This window comes from Mobilitalea sibirica, from assembly GCF_015999265.1.
GTDB classification, from domain to species: Bacteria; Bacillota; Clostridia; order Lachnospirales; family Lachnospiraceae; genus Mobilitalea; species Mobilitalea sibirica.
In genome coordinates, this window is record NZ_JAEAGR010000005.1 from 1 (window position 1) to 18786 (window position 18786).

At 38.3% G+C, this 18786-nt stretch carries 13 protein-coding genes; 9 read left to right on the top strand and 4 right to left on the bottom strand.

The features are described from left to right. Together I5677_RS06320 and I5677_RS06325 are read right to left on the bottom strand one after the other, a co-directional pair. On the bottom strand, positions 1–382 hold a 382-nt coding region (locus I5677_RS06320), incomplete at its 3' end, for a hypothetical protein (protein WP_197660729.1). Positions 383–458: 76 nt separating this feature from the next. After that, positions 459–2213 (bottom strand): S8 family peptidase, encoded by a 1755-nt coding sequence (locus I5677_RS06325; protein ID WP_206762678.1) that lies wholly within the window; start codon positions 2211–2213, stop codon positions 459–461. 318 nt (positions 2214–2531) lie between these two features. Between I5677_RS06325 and I5677_RS06330 the strand changes: the two genes are divergently transcribed. The 5 genes from I5677_RS06330 to I5677_RS06350 all read left to right on the top strand — a co-directional run bounded on the left by I5677_RS06330 (position 2532) and on the right by I5677_RS06350 (position 9264). Further along, positions 2532–3887: an ABC transporter substrate-binding protein gene (locus tag I5677_RS06330; RefSeq protein WP_197660730.1), complete on the top strand. Its 1356-nt coding sequence runs from the start codon at positions 2532–2534 to the stop codon at positions 3885–3887. Between the two features lie 444 nt (positions 3888–4331). Then, positions 4332–5240, top strand: coding sequence for a carbohydrate ABC transporter permease (locus I5677_RS06335; protein WP_197660731.1), 909 nt, complete (start codon positions 4332–4334; stop codon positions 5238–5240). A gap of 12 nt (positions 5241–5252) precedes the next feature. Next, on the top strand, positions 5253–6098 hold the full coding sequence (locus I5677_RS06340; RefSeq protein WP_197660898.1) for a carbohydrate ABC transporter permease: 846 nt from the start codon (positions 5253–5255) through the stop codon (positions 6096–6098). Between the two features lie 191 nt (positions 6099–6289). Further along, entirely contained in the window at positions 6290–8356 is a 2067-nt protein-coding gene (locus tag I5677_RS06345; RefSeq protein WP_197660732.1) for a glycoside hydrolase family 65, read from the top strand. 38 nt (positions 8357–8394) lie between these two features. Beyond that, positions 8395–9264, top strand: a complete 870-nt coding sequence (locus tag I5677_RS06350) for an AraC family transcriptional regulator (protein WP_197660733.1) — start codon at positions 8395–8397, stop codon at positions 9262–9264. 15 nt (positions 9265–9279) lie between these two features. Here I5677_RS06350 and I5677_RS06355 read toward each other — a convergent pair whose 3' ends face one another. After that, on the bottom strand, positions 9280–10674 hold the full coding sequence (locus tag I5677_RS06355; protein ID WP_197660734.1) for a family 4 glycosyl hydrolase: 1395 nt from the start codon (positions 10672–10674) through the stop codon (positions 9280–9282). 337 nt (positions 10675–11011) lie between these two features. Here I5677_RS06355 and rhaB point away from each other — a divergent pair, with 337 nt between their 5' ends. From rhaB to rhaD, 3 genes are all read left to right on the top strand, one after another. Continuing rightward, a complete protein-coding gene (rhaB, locus tag I5677_RS06360) occupies positions 11012–12412 on the top strand; it encodes a rhamnulokinase (protein ID WP_197660735.1) in 1401 nt (466 codons plus the stop codon). 37 nt (positions 12413–12449) lie between these two features. Next, complete coding sequence (locus I5677_RS06365) at positions 12450–13700, top strand: L-rhamnose isomerase (protein ID WP_197660736.1); 1251 nt, start codon at positions 12450–12452, stop codon at positions 13698–13700. Positions 13701–13963: 263 nt separating this feature from the next. After that, positions 13964–14791 (top strand): rhamnulose-1-phosphate aldolase, encoded by an 828-nt coding sequence (gene rhaD / locus I5677_RS06370; protein WP_197660737.1) that lies wholly within the window; start codon positions 13964–13966, stop codon positions 14789–14791. A gap of 686 nt (positions 14792–15477) precedes the next feature. On the opposite strand, the gene uxaC is transcribed toward rhaD, so the two are convergent. Then, on the bottom strand, positions 15478–16881 hold the full coding sequence (gene uxaC, locus I5677_RS06375; protein WP_197660738.1) for a glucuronate isomerase: 1404 nt from the start codon (positions 16879–16881) through the stop codon (positions 15478–15480). A 391-nt stretch (positions 16882–17272) separates the two neighbouring features. Between uxaC and I5677_RS06380 the strand changes: the two genes are divergently transcribed. Continuing rightward, positions 17273–18745, top strand: coding sequence for a tagaturonate reductase (locus I5677_RS06380; RefSeq protein WP_197660739.1), 1473 nt, complete (start codon positions 17273–17275; stop codon positions 18743–18745). Positions 18746–18786: the final 41 nt, after the last annotated feature.

Below are 18786 nucleotides of genomic sequence, written 5' to 3' on the forward strand. Positions count from 1 at the left end.
CGCCCGGTCTGCGGTTGCGGTTGTTATAAATGCCGCCATTTAAGCCCGGCTCGCCGATATAGTTATTGTTTTCATAAATTCCATCATAAACGCCCGGTCTGCGGTTGCGGTTGTTATAAATGCCGCCGTTTAACCCCGGCTCGCCGAAATAGTTATTGTTGTCATAAACCCCATTATAAACCCCAGGTCTATTATTATAAACGTCTGGACGGTTTACATTGTTGTTATCGTTGTTATCATATAGATTATTATTACTATATGGGTATCCACCTAAATTTTGCTTTGAAGTTTTGGTTTCTTCTTTGTTATCACTATCTTTTTTATCAGCTTGTGCTTTTAGCTCTTTTTCATGATCTGAGTTGGATTTCATCTGCTCGGACATATCAAGCCCCCCATAATCTTTTGATATCAATATATGTCAAAAACATGTAATTGTGATAGAAAGGATTTTTACATTATTATAATATGATATTGTCGAATGTTTCCCGTAGGCATAAGGCGCCGTAACCAAGGGTTCTGTTTGGATAAACAGGTTCAATTCTAAGAGATCTACATCCGTCAATTAAGTATGCCTTTAGTTTTTCGCCATACAGATAGGGATCATTTCCTCTGATAATACCCCATTCCATTAGCAATGCAGCACTTCCGGTTACAAAAGGTGTTGCCATGGAAGTTCCGGAACGGGTTGTATATCCACCACCGGGTGATGTGGAGGTGATATCAACTCCCGGGGCAACCAGTTCCGGTTTTATATCTACGTCTCTCGTATAACCTCTTCCGGAAAATGGAGCATAGCTGTCAGTATAACCATTATAGGCTCCTACGGATATAGCGCGGTAAGCTGTTGAGGGTATGGTCAGAGTTGTATATTCAGAAGGAAAAAGAAAACGTGTGGATGGATTTAAGGTTCCTCCGGCAGGCAGCCACATATCATAATCCCCTACTACGATTTTTCGCGGAACCAGTTCAAACTGCCACACACCGGTGTTGATATAGGTTTGAACAGGAATAAGTTCGATATAAATCTCCTGTAACTGGTTAAAGGGAGTGGGATCCCCATAATACAGTAGGATCTCCGTCTGTCCTATAATGAACTGCTGCGTACCTAATAATCTGGGAATTGGCCCTACCCGAGTTCCGTTAGGGGCTATAATAACGATATCAAAATGATCAAAATAATACTTCCATATCTGTAAACTTAAATTAAATTCAAATTCACTGACCGATATCCCAACCAAGGTTTTTTCATCCATGGTAAGTATACCCCTAGCGTGTCTTCCAGAGGCTCCTTCATTGCCGGTTCCTATAACGATACTGGTTTTACCCTGATTAGCTACATCGTTAATGTAGGATTCTAATATGGTTCTACCGGTATGGGAGCCATAATTATTGCCAAAACTGATATTAACCACCAGCGGAAGATCTAACGCTAGGGCATAACGTACAGCAAAATCTATGCCTGTCATTAACTGAGTCGTCCTTGGGAAGGAGTCACCGATGGAGGTACCCAGTTTTACGACAATTAACTCACTTAAGGGGGCTACTCCGCGGTATAATCCGTCACTGGCTCTTCCATTTCCTGCGGCGATACCGGCTACATGGGTACCGTGACCGGATAAATCAACGCTGGGTACAATTTCATACCGCTCCGGTATGGGTAGTAATAAGGCTTCATTTATTTCATCTCTTGTATATAAAGTGCCTGTATCATAATTAGGAGGTGGATTACCTTCTATTGTTTGGTCCCATAGAGCGGCAATTCTTGTCGTTCCATCTTCATTGCGAAAATCCGGGTGTGAATAATCAATTCCTGAGTCTATAATGGCTACTAGTACACCGCTGCCTAATAGATTATAGATACCCGGTGCCTGAATGGGATTAATACAGGAAACAGCTCGGCCATGATTTACTTCAAAGTAGATGCGTTTTGGTTTTTCAATAAACTCAATTTCATCATATTCAGCAAGTCTGTCAATGAACTCCTCCTGAATTGTTATAATGGCATAGCCATTGAATAATTCTACGGTGGACGCACCTAATTCATCTTCCAGGCGTTCTAAATCTCCACTAAACTTAACAATCAATTCCCATAGATTAGTGATTGGGGAATAACCTACATCCAGATTATAAGTCTTTGCTCTTTCCGATGCAGGAATATCAAGGGCCAGATTAAGTTCATTTTCTATCTTTGCGCTATTAATTCCATTCAGCATGTGAAACCCCTATTATATATAACTTCATGATAATATATGCAATAATTGTTTATTTTTACACTCATATAACCTCTCTATCGGGTTCATCAGAATTAATGATCGATTGGGAATAATACATCTTGTTCAGTCCCTTGTTTTCCTATGACAAATGTGAGTTGAGGAATGCAATATGCATTTTGCTGGTCAATATTGTTTGAAAAATATATCTTTTCAAACGATATTGCTATATTTATCATTATATATTGCTTTAAATTCCATTACGTTGTATAATTTTCACATAGATGTTGCTAACAACACATTAAAGGGAGGAAAAATTATATGAAAATGAAAAGGTTTTTGGTTATTCTTTTAGCAATTTTCACAATGTTTTCAATTGTGGCATGTAGTGGTAAAGACAAAGAAGAAGAAACCGGTAAGAAGGATGCGGGTGTAGAAGATACGAACAAAGAGGATACGGATACACCGGATACAGCTTCCGAAGAGAAGATTGAATTACGTATCGCATGGTGGGGTTCCCAATTAAGACATGACGGTACCGTTAAAGTAATTGAACTTTATGAATCCTTAAACCCTAATGTAAACATTGAATATGAGTTTTATGATTTTGATGGATACATAACAAAACTTAATACTTTGGTAGCTTCCGATGATGTATGGGATATGTTCCAGTTAGGTGGTAATTTCCCTACCTATTTAACTAAAATTGTACCATTAAACGAATACATAGAATCAGGTATTATTGATGTATCCAATACAACAGATGCATTCTTAAAAACAACACAGCACGAAGGTATTCAAGTAGGTATATCCAGTGGTGTTAACACCTATGGCGTTGCATATGATCCTGCGTTATTTGCAGAAGCAGGAGTTCCGGAACCTACAGATAATTGGACCTGGGATGATTATGCACAGGCAAGTTTGACTATTAGTGAAAAACTAGGGATTTATGGAAGTTCCAAATTCGATGATTTCATCGGAGGATGTTCTGCAGGTATTCCTCAGTCCGACATTAATTTAGGCTTCTTTGCAATGTCGAATGATGACCTAGGTTTTGATGACTACACCTTAATGACAGACTATATTCAGATGAGAGCTGACCTTACAAATGCCGGAGCATATCCGGATCCCGGTGCAATTGCAGAGATCAAAGATATTGAAGGTGATTACCTTGTGACAGGCGAAGCAGCTATGACTTGGATTGCAAGCAATCAGTTTATCGCATTATCAGAAGCAGCAGGCAGAGAACTTAAACTAGCTCCAATCCCTAGAAAGAAAGCAGACGGACCTTCCGGATCAGCGATCCAGTCTTCCCAGATGTTCAGTATCTCTAAGGATTCCGAACATCCGGAAGAGGCAGCAAAATTCTTGAATTTCTTCTGGACAGATGAGGAAGCTAACAAGATATTAATGGGCGAACGTGGTATCTCAATCTTTTCTAATGTACTTGAGGCACAAGCTCCATTACAATCAGATCTTCAGGTTGTAGTTAACGAATTTGTTGAATTAGTTGGTAGCTTTGAAACGGGAGAAGTTAATGTTATCAGCCCCGAGCAAAAGGCAGAAATCGAAGATAATTATAAACTGTTAATAGAAAAGGTTATCTATGGCGAAATGACAGCAGATGAGGCAGCAAAAGCGAATTATGAATTTGCAAAATCAAAATTCAGTAAATAGTAGTTTTTGAACTGAGTCCAAGAGATCTATAAGAAATTGTATAGTACTATGACTATTTAATAATGAACCAAAAGGTATTAAAAAGATACAATCGTATTAGAACTCTTTACTTTATATAGTAAGGAGTTCTAATACTTCAAGCTGGCATAGTAGCAACTAAGAATGACTCAAAGAATGTATTAGTTAAAAAATTATTAATTCCATAGTGTTTTTAAGTTGCACCATACCCTATGGAATTAATAACAATAATATGGAATCTATGGAGTCTATTCTCCTTAAGCGTATAAAGGCTTTTTGATAAATAAATCGATAATGAGCCAGATGTTTCATAATAGAATCTAAAACATAAGTTTGATGTGATTTCCCAAAGAAAGATAGTAGCCTACAAAAATAATACGAAAAAGATTGGAGGATAATTCCTCCCTAAAAGATTGGAGGAATGGGATGAAGAAGTTGAAAAGTTCAGTTTATAAATTCCTACATAAAGAGTATACGGTTGGTTATATCTTCGCAGCTCCTTTTATCATAGGATTTTTAGGATTTACAATCGTACCGATTATCACATCGTTTTATTATTCCTTTACCGACTTTAATTTAATTAAACAAGAACAGGTAATTGGAATTGATAATTATACCCGATTATTTCAAGATAGCAGATTTATAAATTCCGTAAAGGTTACGCTGGAGTATGTATTAACCTCCGTACCATTAAAACTTTCCTTTGCGCTATTTATTGCTGTTATCTTAACACGCAGAACACGGATGCAAAGCTTTTACCGTTCGCTGTTTTATGTCCCTTCTCTAATCGGTGGAAGCATTGCAGTAGCTTTGGTTTGGAAGGAACTGTTCTCAAGAAACGGCTTAATTAACCATATGATTACCGGGTTGGGGTTTGAAAAGATCTCTTGGTTCGGTAATCAGGATTTTGCTATGACACCTTTGATTTTAATGTCAGCATGGCAGTTTGGATCTAGTATGATCATTTTTGCTGCAGGACTAAAACAGATACCTCTTACTTATTATGAAGCAGCTAAGATTGATGGTGCAAACCGTCTGAAGTCATTTATTAAAATTACGATACCCTGCTTATCACCGGTCATCTTATACAATCTGGTTATGCAGACCATTGCTGCCTTTATGTCATTTACCCAGGCCTTTGTTATCACCAGAGGCGGTCCCAATGACAGAACCAATTTTTATGCTTTGTATGTATATAATCATGCGTTTAAATACTACGACATGGGATATGCCAGTGCGATGTCCTGGATTATGCTGGTGGTCATGAGCTTAATTACCTTTATTATCTTCAAAACATCGAAATACTGGGTGTTTAGTGAAGCAGACAGCAATTAGGAGGTAGAAATGATGACGAATAATAAAAAAATAATGTCAAAACTTTTCTATCATGTATTAATTTCAATTTTCGGATTTGCCATGGTTTACCCGGTTTTGTGGATGATCAGCGGTTCCTTAAAGAATAACACAGAGATATTAAATGGTTCCTTAAGTTTAATTCCTCCGAATTTTAGATGGGAAAACTTCGTAACAGGTTGGAGCGGCTTCGGTAAAATAACCTTTGCAACTTTCTTTAAAAACTCATTTTTCATTACAGTGGTAGCAACCATAGGTACCGTAATCAGTTCAGCTTGTATCTCTTATTCCTTTGCCAGACTTAGATATAGAGGAAGAAAGTTACTGTTTACTCTAATGATTATGACTTTGTTATTACCGGGACAGATACTCTTAATTCCCCAGTTCATAATTTATCACAGACTTGGATTAGTGCCTTCCATGATACCACTAATTCTCCCACATTTTCTTGGGCAGGCTTTCTTTATCTTTCAGATGATGCAGTTTATGGCCGGTATTCCAAGAGAACTGGATGAAGCAGCTTTTGTAGATGGGTGTAGCCGTTATGGAATATTTCGTAATATAGTATTCCCGCTTTTAAAACCGGTTATTGTTACTACGATTATTATTCAGTTTTATTGGAAGTGGGATGATTTTCAAGGTCCGTTGGTATATCTAAGCAAGCCACAGTCGTATACCGTGTCCATCGCCTTAAAGCTTTTTGCTGATGCCTCTTCCAGAACAGATTATGGTGCCATGTTTGCAATGTCAACCTTATCCTTGTTGCCGGTATTCTTAATTTTCCTCTTCTTCAATAAATATCTGACAGAGGGAATCAGTACAAGTGGGCTAAAAGGTTAACTTAAGATTTAAGTTTTATAAATGAAAAAACTAAGGATATATTTTTGAAACCATGTTCCTGCTGTTTACCAACTATCATATTAACTGCTGTTATGCAGAAAATATTCGAAAGAGGGTATTGTCAGCAGGAACTGTCTACATTAAGATAGAAGTACAAGTTGAATTGCCGAAAAGGCATACGGAGGGTAAATATGCCAATTAACAGATACAGTCTGGTTACCAGACATAATCCTAAATTAAATCATATTGATGTTAGATCCCCTTTCACAGTGGGGAATGGGGAATTTGCTTATACTGTTGATATAACAGGTATGCAATCCCTATATGACTATTATAAAGAAAATGATAATCCCTTATGTACCTTAAGCCAATGGGGCTGGCATACAACCCCGGTAAGTTCTGACAGGTATAGTTATACCCTACAGGATGTAGAAATGACGGAGTACGATTATGCCGGTCGTAAAGTTACTTATGCGGTAGAGTGTAAGAAAGGAAATGAAGAGGTATATTACTGGCTTCGCCAAAATCCTCATCGCATGAATCTTGGTAGACTTGGGCTTATTTATAAAGGAAAATGTATTCAACCTGAGGATTTATCCGATATTCATCAGTCACTGAATTTATATACCGGTACGATAGAAAGTAATTTTTTATTAGACGGTGTAAAATGTAAGGTTTTCACCTGCTGTCATCATAGTAAGGATGCCATTGCGATTCAAATAGAAAGTGACCTTCTGAAAGAAGGAAGCTTAAAAATAATGCTTTCTTTTCCTTATGGGTCTGCAGATATCACAGCCTCTGATTGGGAAAAGGTGGACAAACACGAAACGATAGTGATCAATTCGATTGACCATACCTCCTTATTGGTGAATCGAAGATTAGATAGGGATGCTTATTATGTAGGAGTGAAGTCTGATAATGAAATAACTTATGATGTTAAAGATAATCACAAAATAGTAATAGGATCTTCCGGTCAAGATGAAATAGCCTTCTCTACAACATTTTCAAAAGAACCGATTCAAGATTTAAGCACTTACGACGAAGCGCTGGACAGCAGCAAGCTTGGCTGGAAGGACTTCTGGGAGAATGGAGGGGCTATAGACCTTCATAAATCAAAGGATGAACGGGCATTGGAGTTGGAACGAAGGATTGTTCTATCCCAATACGTCAGTGTTGTTAATTCCTGTGGGTCCATGCCGCCCCAGGAAACCGGACTGACTTGTAACAGCTGGCACGGTAAATTTCATCTGGAGATGTATCTGTGGCATCTGGCTTATCTGCCTTTGTGGGGAAGAACAGAGCTACTGAAAAGAAGCCTTGGATGGTATAAAGAACATCTGAAGGAAGCGAAGGATAATGCTTCCCGCAATGGTTTTAAGGGAGCGAAGTGGCCCAAACAGGTTGCTTATGATGCAGTAGACAGTCCCTCACCGATCGCAACCCTGTTAATCTGGCAGCAGCCTCACATCATCTATATGTTAGAGATGGTATACCAATGTAATCCTTGTGATACTCTATTAAAGGAATACTGGGAAGTAATGAAAGAAACCGCGGATTTTATGGCGGACTACGCAGTGAAAAATCCGATCACGGGAAAATATGAGTTGGTTGCGCCTTTAATACCGGCACAGGAAGCACATAATCCGTTAACAACCCATAATCCAACCTATGAGCTGGAATATTGGAGATTTACATTACGGATTGCGGCGGACTGGGCAAAACGAATCGGAAAGGAAGAGCAGGGCTATGAATGGCTTGAAATCTCTAACCATATGGCAGACCTTCCGGTAAAGGACGGTGTATATCTGGCCCACGAAAACTGTCCGGATACCTTTACGAAGTTTAATAAGGATCATCCATCGATGCTGGCCGCTTATGGTTTAATTTATAGTGATAGGGTTGACAAAAACATTATGAAAAACACAGTGGAAGCAACGATGAAGGGTTGGGATTTTGCAACCACCTGGGGTTGGGATTTTGCTATGATTGCCATGACTGCAACAAGGCTTAAAGATCCTGATACGGCAATTGAAAGTCTTCTTATGAATACACCGAACAATCAATATGCAGCCAGCGGTAATAATACACAGGGATTAAGAAAGGATCTGCCTCTATACCTTCCCGGTAACGGATCTCTGCTTCTGGCAGTTGCCATGATGGCGGCTGGCTACTCAGGTTGCAAGGAAGACACTCCCGGTTTTCCAAAAAACGGAATGTGGCAGATTGAGGTTGAAAATATAGCTCCTTTTCCTTATTAAAGATAGACACATACATTCCTTTTAGAAAGTGGGTTAATATGGACACTATTTTATTCAGTGATACAGTTGGGGGTATCATGGTAGAGCGGATTAAAAGAGAAGCTAGCTTTAACATGGTATCAAAACATTTTCATAATGAATATGAGATATATTATCTTGTAAGTGGTGAACGGTTTTATTTCATCGAGAAGCAGACCTATGATGTGAAAAAGGGAAGTCTGGTCATTATTGATCGGAATCAAATTCATAAAACGGTTGGAACCAACACCACTCATCACGATCGAATTCTGATGCTGATTACGGAAGAGGCCTTAGAACCGATCTTTCAATTATACGATAATATTGATATGAGAAGCTTTTTTACAAAAAACTCAGGTGTAATTGAATTGAATGAAGCAGGACAGCATTATGTGGAGGAGCTTCTTTTCGGAATTATTAGAGAAATGAAGGAAAAGCATACCAGCTATGAGTTTGTAACCAAAGCAAAACTAGCGGAACTTCTGATCTTTGCCACAAGATGTAAAAACGGAGAGAATGCTACCTTAAAGTCAGAAACCATACAAACGGAAAAATATAAGAAAATCAATGAAATTGCAGAATACATTACACAAAATTATCAGTATAATATATCCTTAGCGGATATTTCAGAAGATTTTTATATCAGTAAATGCTATCTTAGCAGAATTTTCAAAGAAATTACTGGCTTTACCGTAAATGAATATATCAATATCATCCGTATTAAGAAAGCCCAGCAACTATTAGAAAATACCGATTACAGTATTACTCAGATTGCCGGGCTCGTTGGGTATGATAGTATCACTTACTTTGAAAAAGTATTTAAAAAGTATACTGAAATTTCACCTTTAAAATATCGTAAGAAGTTGATGAAACTAAAGCAGATTGGTTAAATAGAAATATTATGTTTATTTGTGTGGAAACCAATCCTTTGGTAAATATGCTTTTGTATTCTCAAGCATTTCATTAAATAAATCAAGGGCATCTGCTTCATGAATGGTCATTAAGGGATCGTTTAGAAATGCTTTAAAAGCCAGTTTACGATCACAGGTCAGAGCAGCATGTAAAATATCATCATGATTTATTATGTGAGGAGCGATTAATTCCCTAACATTCTCCGGTACAGAACCGGAGAACACAGGGGCAATATGATCTCTTTCAAACAAAGCGTTAGTTTCTACGATTGCACCAATCGGCAGATTGGCTATCTGACCATAGTTAGGCACGTTAACATTGCTCACCGTTCGCGCTAGGCCAAGGAGGGATTTGATTAAAAGTATTCCCTCTTCACCGGAAGGAGTTTTATCAAGCTTTTTTTCGCCGCTTACATATTGTTCGGATTTTTCCATACGCTTATGTAAGTCATCGATGCGAAAATCCACAGAGGTTAATTTAAAGCCCCAGGAAATAACGGTTTCCGGATCTTTTAGATAGACAGGGGAAACAAATTCAGCCAGATGTCTGTCACCGGCAGCGGCGATTAAACCATATCGACGGAATAAATCAAATTTTACTCTGTGACTGCAGGCAAACGGACTGTTCATCCAGTTGTCATCCTTAATAGCACAGCCTTCTTCGAAGTAACGGTCTGAAAATTCCTTATACAATGGGAATAAGTCATAACCTTTGTAAGAGGCCCGATCAAACCAAGTGAAATGATTAATTCCTAAAACATTGACATTGATTTCACTACGATCTATATTTTCTATACCAAGCATCTCGTCACACATTTTTGCAAGAAGCTTTTGTGTACCAAATACCTCATGGCAGCAGCCGAAAGCTTTTATGTCCGGATATACATAATATAAAGTTTTTACACATAGGGACATGGGATTCGTATAATTGATTACCCAAGCATTGGGGGAATACTGTTTGATGGCCTCAGCAATTTCTACAAACATAGGAATGGTACGAAGAGCTCTAACCAGTCCGCCCGGTCCAACGGTATCCCCAACCGGTTGATAGATACCATATTTCTCAGGTGCATGGACATCAGAGCGCATCTCCTCGAAGGTTCCCGGTAGAATAGAGATCACTACAAAATCGGCTCCGGTTAAGGCTTCCTTTAAACTGTCGGCAGTTTCGTAATTCCATTTACCTTTTGTATCCGGGTCGTCTGATACGGAGTTACCGATAATCTTGTTGTAATGTGCTGCCTCTTTATCTATATCGTACAAGCGGATTCTACCGCACATTTGTTCATCAATGGCTAAGTCAGCCATAAAGGTCCAGGCCCAACCCTTCGATCCCCCTCCGATATACGCTATATTAATATCAGATACCTTATTGTCTTTAAAGATCATATTGTTACCTCGCTTTTTGTAATATTTTGTTCATTATAAAAATAACAGATTTGTTCATGGAAAAAAATATGTTCTTTTGACCTAATTATAAATCAATATATTTAATAAAACTACAAATATATTATGCTTTTTCTAAGGAAAATCAAACAATATTGTTATAGTTTAATTGTTTTAATTTGTATATAATGATTTGTGTGTTTGTAAAACTTATAAAAGCAAAAAGTAAAATCTGCACCTTTCAATAATACAAAAAGAAAGCGTGGCCAAAGCACCACTATAGATGATTTTCAAGTGGATTTTACATAAATGTATAATAAAATTTGAAAGGATTGAGTAGATGCAGAAATATTATCTGGCTATTGATATCGGAGCCTCCAGTGGAAGACATGTTCTGGGGTATATGAATAATGGAAAACTTACATTGGAGGAAGTATACCGCTTTGAAAACAATTTAATAAAGCAGAACAAGCATCTGTGCTGGGATCTAAAGGGATTGTTTCAGGAGATAGTAAATGGCTTGAAAATATGCAAAAAGCAAAACCGTATACCAACTAGCATGGGAATCGATACTTGGGCAGTGGATTTTGTTCTATTAGATAAAGATGGTCAGATTCTGGGTGACACCGTAGCTTATCGGGATAGTAGAACCAATGGGATGGATCGTAAGGTCGGTGATTTAATTTCTTTGGAAAGCTTGTATCAGAGAACCGGTATCCAAAAGCTTAATTTCAATACGATATATCAGCTGATGGCAGTAAAACAAAATCATCCGAAGTACTTAGATAAAGCGAAGGATTTTCTTATGATACCGGATTACTTTCATTATCTTTTAACCGGTAATAAATGTGTGGAGTATACCAATGCCACGACAACACAGTTGGTTAATCTTAAGACAAAGGATTGGGATTATGAATTAATGGATTTACTGGAGTTTCCCCGGGATATCTTTAAAGCGATCCATATGCCGATGACGGTGGTAGGCTCCTTTCGTAAGGATATAATAGATGAAGTTGGATTTGACTGTCAGGTAGTGTTACCTGCTACGCATGATACAGGTTCAGCGGTACTGGCTGTTCCTTCGAAGCAGGAGGATTTTATCTATCTAAGCTCCGGCACTTGGTCTTTGATGGGTATTGAAAGTATGAAACCCTATAACTCTGCTTATAGTATGGAGCATAATTTCACCAATGAGGGAGGCTTTGAATACCGTTACAGATGTCTTAAAAACATCATGGGCCTATGGATGGTTCAATGCATACGACGGGAACTTAAATCTAAATGTACCTATGAGGAACTATGTCAGTTGGCCAAAGAGGCAGACGATTTTCCTTCGAGATTGGATGTTAATGCAGAAGTTTTTCTTGCTCCCGAGAGTATGATACAGGAAATTAAATATTATTGTAAGAAAACCAATCAACCGATCCCTGTCACGATTGGAGAGTTGGCAGCCTGCATCTATCATAGTCTGGCTGAAAGCTATGCCGTTACAGTAAATGAAATTGAGAGATTGACAGGGATAACCTACTCCGGTATTCATATCGTTGGAGGTGGATCCAATGCCGGATATCTGAATGAACTGACAGCCAAAGCAACCGGGAAGGAGATCTATATCGGACCGGTGGAAGCAACAGCGATTGGAAATCTGTTGGTACAGATGATGAAGGACAATGTATTTTGTAGCTTGAAGGATGCCAGGGAATGTGTGTATCACTCCTTTGAAATACAAAAACTGATTTAGAATTTTATTAAGCATAACAACTGAATGGAGGATGTGAATGGATACTTTAAAGCGGTATGAAACAGCAAAAAGACTTTATCAAAAAATCGGGGTAGATACAGAGGAAGCAATAAAACGACTTGATAATATTTCTTTGTCAATGCATTGCTGGCAAGGGGATGATGTAACCGGTTTTGACAGGAAAGGACCCTTATCCGGGGGGATTCAGGCCACCGGGAATTATCCGGGTAGAGCAAGAACGCCTAAGGAATTGATGGCGGATATTGATATGGCACTTAGTCTGATACCCGGAACCCACAGGATTAATTTACATGCTTGTTATGCAATTTTTGAAGAGGGGGAATTTGCTGATAGAGATCAGCTGGAACCGAAACATTATAAAGCATGGGTCGATTTTGCTAAGGAAAGGGGCTTAGGGTTAGACTTTAATCCGACTTTTTTCTCACATCCAAAGGCTGCGCAGTTTACCTTATCTAGTCCTAATGAAGAGATACGAAAATTTTGGATTGACCATGGAAAAGCCTGTATCAAAATATCAGAATATTATGCTGAGGAGCTAAATACTCCTTGCCTAATGAATATCTGGATACCTGACGGATATAAGGATATTCCGGCGGACAGGTACTCGCCAAGGGAGAGGTTTAAGGATTCTCTCGATCAAATTCTATCCATCGATTATGATAAAGAGAAAGTATTGGTGAGTTTAGAATCCAAGGTATTTGGGATCGGTTTGGAATCCTATACGGTAGGCAGTGCAGAATTTTGCATGAAATACGCCGCGCAGAAGGGAATTTTGAGTTTGATGGATAACGGTCATTACCATCCTACCGAGATGGTTTCGGATAAGCTATCCTCCTTACTTCTATTTGATCAGAAGCTGGCTTTACATGTCACAAGACCGGTCCGCTGGGACAGTGATCATGTGGTATTATTTGATGATGAAACGAAAGAAATTGCCAAGGAGATTGTTCGAAATGATGCACTTGATCGGGTAATGATCGGATTAGACTTTTTCGATGCCAGCATCAACCGCATCAGCGCATGGATATTAGGAATGCGCAATATGCAAAAGGCACTGCTGTTTGCACTTCTGACCCCCTATAAAGAATTTGCCCGTATGCAAAAGAATAATGAGCTGACAAAGCTATTAGTCATGCAAGAGGAGATGAAATCCTATCCCTTTGGTGACGTGTGGGATTATTTTTGCAACAAACATAACGTACCGGAGAAGGAAGATTGGTTTGCATGGATACAGCAATATGAAACGGATGTATTATCAAAAAGGTAAGAGATATGAAACTTAGATGCAAGTAAAATAATAGGTTATAATGTGATCTATGTTCATAGAATACCGGTTTACGTTCATAAATATCAGAATGGTTTTAATTCATGTGGATTACTCATGAGATAAGATAGAAACTTGGGGGTAATCGATCACTTAACCTGAAATGTGCTTTATGGGATGAACAAATATAGTATATGGTTAGGAAGGATAAACATGAAATTATGTACTCATATAATAAGTGATAACATAGAAAAGAGGACTGTAGGATGAAAGTAACAGATATTGAATTTATCAAAGGCTTTATCAGATTAACCGATGACGGATTTAAACAGGGGTGGCATGAACGAAACGGAGGTAATTTAACGTACCGTTTAAAGTCGGAAGAGGTAGAGCAGGTAAAAGATCACCTAACCGCCTATCAACCCTGGGTTGATATCGGAGCTAAAGTACCGAGACTTGCCGGCGAATATTTTCTTGTAACCGGTTCAGGAAAGTTCTTTCGAAATGTAGTACTAGCTCCGGAGGAGAATATTGCAATTATTGAAATTGATGCATCAGGAGAAAATTATCGGATTCGATGGGGGTTATGTAGCGGCGGAAGACCGACCAGCGAATTGCCTTCTCATCTGATGAATCATGAAGTGAAAAAAGAGGTGACAGGAGGAAAACATAGAGTCATATATCATTGTCACCCAGCGAATGTGATAGCATTAACCTTCGTCCTTCCCCTAAAGGATGAGATATTTACCAGAGAATTATGGGAGATGGCTACAGAATGTCCGGTTGTATTTCCTGAGGGAGTCGGTGTTGTAGGATGGATGGTTCCGGGTGGAAGAAGTATTGCGGTAGAGACCAGTAAACTGATGAAAAAATATAGTGTAGCCATCTGGGCACACCATGGAATGTTTTGTTCCGGAGAAGATTTTGATATCACCTTTGGACTGGCTCATACGGTAGAAAAGGCAGCTGAGATTTTAGTGAAAGTTCTCTCTATGAGTAAGGAAAAACTTCAAACCATAACGGCACAAAACTTTAGAGATCTGGCAAAGGATTTTCATGTAGAGCTACCGGAAGAGTTCCTATATGACAGATAATATGATTTAGTACGGGCTGTTTCCAATAGAATAAGATAAGACGGAACATAGGTTCCTACTTATCTTATTCTATTGGAAACAGCCCGCTGTACGCACTCACAAAGTGGTATCCGATCATAACTATTGACACAGAGCAATAATAACCCTGCCTTTTTTAGTCTGTACTATCAGAACTTGGAAAGAGGCAGGGTTATTTTATTATACAGTTATGTTTCAAGAGCCCGAAAATAACATCATACTTAAATTTGTACAATCTTAGTTATTGAATAGGTGATACATACCATAGTTTATTCCGGGCACGCACTCGCTTGTATGAAATATATAGTGGTGTACACAACAGTTGCTCTAAACTATGATTTGCTTGAATCATTTGACGAATTCCAGATTGAAGAAAGGCATTTGACTCAAATCTTATAGAGAAAAACTTATAATACGAACCCTAACGAGTACAGCGGGGCTGTCTTATACAGACTAAGATAAAAAGACAGGACCAGGGTTTCCCTAAATGCACTATTTGGAGAACGAATTCTCAGATTTGTCTGATTGTTACGTACATTTATGTACGAAAACAGGCATATTAATCTGAGAAGACGTACTCCAACGAGAGTGTGTGGGAAACCCAGGTCCTGTCCTATCTTAGTCTGTGTGAGACAACCCCGAAAATATTCTTTAATTGTTCATTAAATCTATATAAAACCGAAATAACGAATCGCATTATTATAAGATATATCTTGCACAATCTCCCCAAGGGCTTCCAAATCATATGGATATTCACCATTCTCGACCCAGTTGCCAATGATGTCACAGAGAATTCTTCTAAAGTATTCATGTCTGGTATACGAGAGGAAGCTGCGGGAATCAGTCAACATTCCTATGAAATTAGACAAAAGCCCCAGATTCGCCAGAGATTGTAGTTGTTCTGTCATGCCAAGCTTATGATCATTAAACCACCAAGCTGAACCATGTTGTATTTTACCAATGGCAGAGGAATCCTGAAAGCATCCCAGTACGGTACCAATTAAGGCATTATCGTTCGGATTTAAGGAGTATAATATGGTTTTTGGTAACTGATCTGTACTTTGCAAAGCATTTAGATAACCGGTTAACTGCGCCGCGCTGCCTTCATTATTGATGCAATCGTAGCCGGTGTCAGGACCAAGCAGTTTGAACATATTGGTGTTATTGTCACGAAGGGAATTAAAATGTAGTTGCAAGGCCCAGTTTCTCTTATGGTATTCCCTACCAAAAAAGAGCATAATGGAGGTTTTATATTGCATCAACTGAGTTTCGTCTAAGCTGGCTCCGCCCAACCGTTTTTGAAAGATTTCTTCCACTGCTGCTTCAGAGGTGGGTTGGTACATAACATAGGGTAGGCTGTGATCAGCCACAAGACATCCTGCCTCGGCAAAGTAATCAATTCTATTCTGTAAGGCTTTGCACATTGTATTATAATTCGTAATTGGTAATTGGCTGATATTAGACAGTTCTTTTATAAACTCAATAAAATCAGATTTTTCAATATGAACTGCTTTATCAGGACGGAAAGTGGGTAGAACCTTCACATCAAAGCTTTCATCCTGTGCAATCATCTTATGCCACATCAGATCGTCAATAGGACTATCGGTGGTACAGATTACTTTTACATTAGAACGTTTAATAATATTACGAACACTCATGTCAGGTTGGCGAAGTTTTTCATTGGCAAGCTCCCATACATCTTCCCAGGTAGATTTATTCAGAACACCATTATAATCAAAATATCGCTGTAATTCCAGATGACTCCAATGATACAGAGGATTACCGATAGCTCTTTGTAAGGTTTGGGCCCATTTCTGAAACTTATCCCGATCGGAGGCCTTCCCGGTTACATATTCTTCTTCAATACCGTTGGAGCGCATCTGCCTCCATTTGTAATGGTCGCCCCCCAGCCAAACCTCAGTAATGTTGTTAAAATGTCTATCCTCAGCGATTTCTTTTGGACTGATATGACAGTGGTAATCAACAATTGGCAGCTCTTTGGCATAATTATGATATAATACCTTTGCCGTTTCTGTTGTCAAAAGAAAATCTTGGTCCATAAATTGCTTCATATGAATCCTCCTCTAATGGTTGTATTAGTATGATGTAATAATGATTAACGAAATCTTTAGGAATAAATAAATTGGTTTTATTCGTTATTATTATAATAATTATAATGATTATATCAAGAAACGAATGAATTACGTTGCTTTTTGTAATATATTTCCTTGGATTTTATTCGGGTTAGTATAGATCGTATCAGTACAGGAAGATTATACAATAAAGGAATAGTTATGTGCAACTAAGACACGCCATAAGTCAATTGAGTATAACAATAAGATAAAAAAGATAATATCGTATGATTGACTTGTATATTAGTAATCCTTAAAATAATAGATAGAAGAAATCAATATGCTGAACAGGGTGTATCGTGTTACAGCTTAGGAAGAGCAGGAGGTACGAATGAAACGATTAGATAAAAGTATCACATTAGCAGTTGAGCGTCCTGTAAAGGTACTTCAATACGGTGAGGGTAACTTTTTACGCGGATTTGTTGATTATATGATTGATGTGGCTAACGAAGCCGGTGTTTTTCATGGAAATGTTGTTATAGTAAAGCCAATTCCATATGGTAATCTTGATTTATTTCGTGAGCAGGAATGCCAATATAGCGTCTCCTTACGGGGGAATGAAAACGGAGAAAGTAAGGTAATCAACAGAAAGATTACCAGTATCTCAGAGGCGATTGGTGCATATGAAGAATATGATAAATATATGGAATATGCCAAATATCCATCGCTTCAGTTTATCGTATCGAATACCACGGAAGCGGGTATTGTTTATGATGAAACAGATTCTTATTATATGAAGCCCCCAAAAACCTACCCAGGAAAATTAACGAAGTTTTTGCATAACAGATTTTTAAACTTTCATGGGGATAAGGAGAAAGGACTTATTATCATTCCCTGTGAACTGATTGAGCGTAATGGAGAAACATTGCGTAGATGTGTTATGGATTTTATTAACTTATGGAACTTAGAAGATGAATTTCGTGTTTGGATAGAAGAAGCCTGTACTTTTTGCTCAACTTTAGTGGACCGCATCATCACCGGTTTTCCAAAAGATGAAGCTAAGGAGTGTTTTGAGGACTTAGGTTATCAGGATGATTTGCTGGTAACGGGAGAATTGTTTGGACTTTGGGTAATTGAAAGTGAGAGGGATATATCCAAGAAATTTCCTCTTAATCAGGCAGGACTTCCTGTGATATTCACCAATGATCAACGACCTTACAGAGAAAGAAAAGTCAGAATATTAAACGGTGCCCATACCTCAATGGTTTTGGCTTCCTATCTGGCGGGAAATGATTATGTACTTGAATCCATGAAGGATCCGTTGATTAGGGAATTTCTAACCAAAACCATATATCATGAAATTATTCCTACTCTTACTCTTTCGGAGGAGGAGCTTCGATCCTTCGCAGATTCCGTTTTAGAACGATTTGAAAATCCGTTTATTAAGCATTCGCTGTTATCGATATCCTTAAACAGTGTTTCAAAATGGAAGGCCCGTTGCCTTCCCAGCTTCCGGGATTATATAAAAAAATATGATAAATTACCTCTACATCTTACATTCTCCATTGCGGCATTAATGAGCTTTTATAGAAGTGAAGAAATGAGTGACCATGCGTTGATTGGCTATCGGGATCAAGATAAATATCATATCATGGATGATACCTCAGTACTGGAGTTTTTCAAGGAAAACGCGGGATTATCGGATGATGATTTTGCATTAGCATATCTTAAAAACGATAAATTTTTCGGTGAGGATATGACCGGTTATCCCGGCTTGATACAATTATTATCCAGCTATCTAAAAGAAATCAGAGAAAACGGAATGAGAGAGGCATTAAAATCTATCCTGTCTCCGGTTAAATAAAACGATTTCAATAAATGTAATTTACGATGTAGCTAAATGTT

Excerpts from the sequence above, each read along its gene's own strand:
- I5677_RS06325 (WP_206762678.1), bottom strand. The coding sequence starts at position 2,213 with ATGCTGAATGGAATTAATAGCGCAAAGATAGAAAATGAACTTAATCTG.
- I5677_RS06330 (WP_197660730.1), top strand. The coding sequence starts at position 2,532 with ATGAAAATGAAAAGGTTTTTGGTTATTCTTTTAGCAATTTTCACAATG.
- I5677_RS06335 (WP_197660731.1), top strand. The coding sequence starts at position 4,332 with ATGAAGAAGTTGAAAAGTTCAGTTTATAAATTCCTACATAAAGAGTAT.
- I5677_RS06340 (WP_197660898.1), top strand. The coding sequence starts at position 5,253 with ATGACGAATAATAAAAAAATAATGTCAAAACTTTTCTATCATGTATTA.
- I5677_RS06345 (WP_197660732.1), top strand. The coding sequence starts at position 6,290 with ATGCCAATTAACAGATACAGTCTGGTTACCAGACATAATCCTAAATTA.
- I5677_RS06350 (WP_197660733.1), top strand. The coding sequence starts at position 8,395 with ATGGACACTATTTTATTCAGTGATACAGTTGGGGGTATCATGGTAGAG.
- I5677_RS06355 (WP_197660734.1), bottom strand. The coding sequence starts at position 10,674 with ATGATCTTTAAAGACAATAAGGTATCTGATATTAATATAGCGTATATC.
- rhaB (WP_197660735.1), top strand. The coding sequence starts at position 11,012 with ATGCAGAAATATTATCTGGCTATTGATATCGGAGCCTCCAGTGGAAGA.
- I5677_RS06365 (WP_197660736.1), top strand. The coding sequence starts at position 12,450 with ATGGATACTTTAAAGCGGTATGAAACAGCAAAAAGACTTTATCAAAAA.
- rhaD (WP_197660737.1), top strand. The coding sequence starts at position 13,964 with ATGAAAGTAACAGATATTGAATTTATCAAAGGCTTTATCAGATTAACC.
- uxaC (WP_197660738.1), bottom strand. The coding sequence starts at position 16,881 with ATGAAGCAATTTATGGACCAAGATTTTCTTTTGACAACAGAAACGGCA.
- I5677_RS06380 (WP_197660739.1), top strand. The coding sequence starts at position 17,273 with ATGAAACGATTAGATAAAAGTATCACATTAGCAGTTGAGCGTCCTGTA.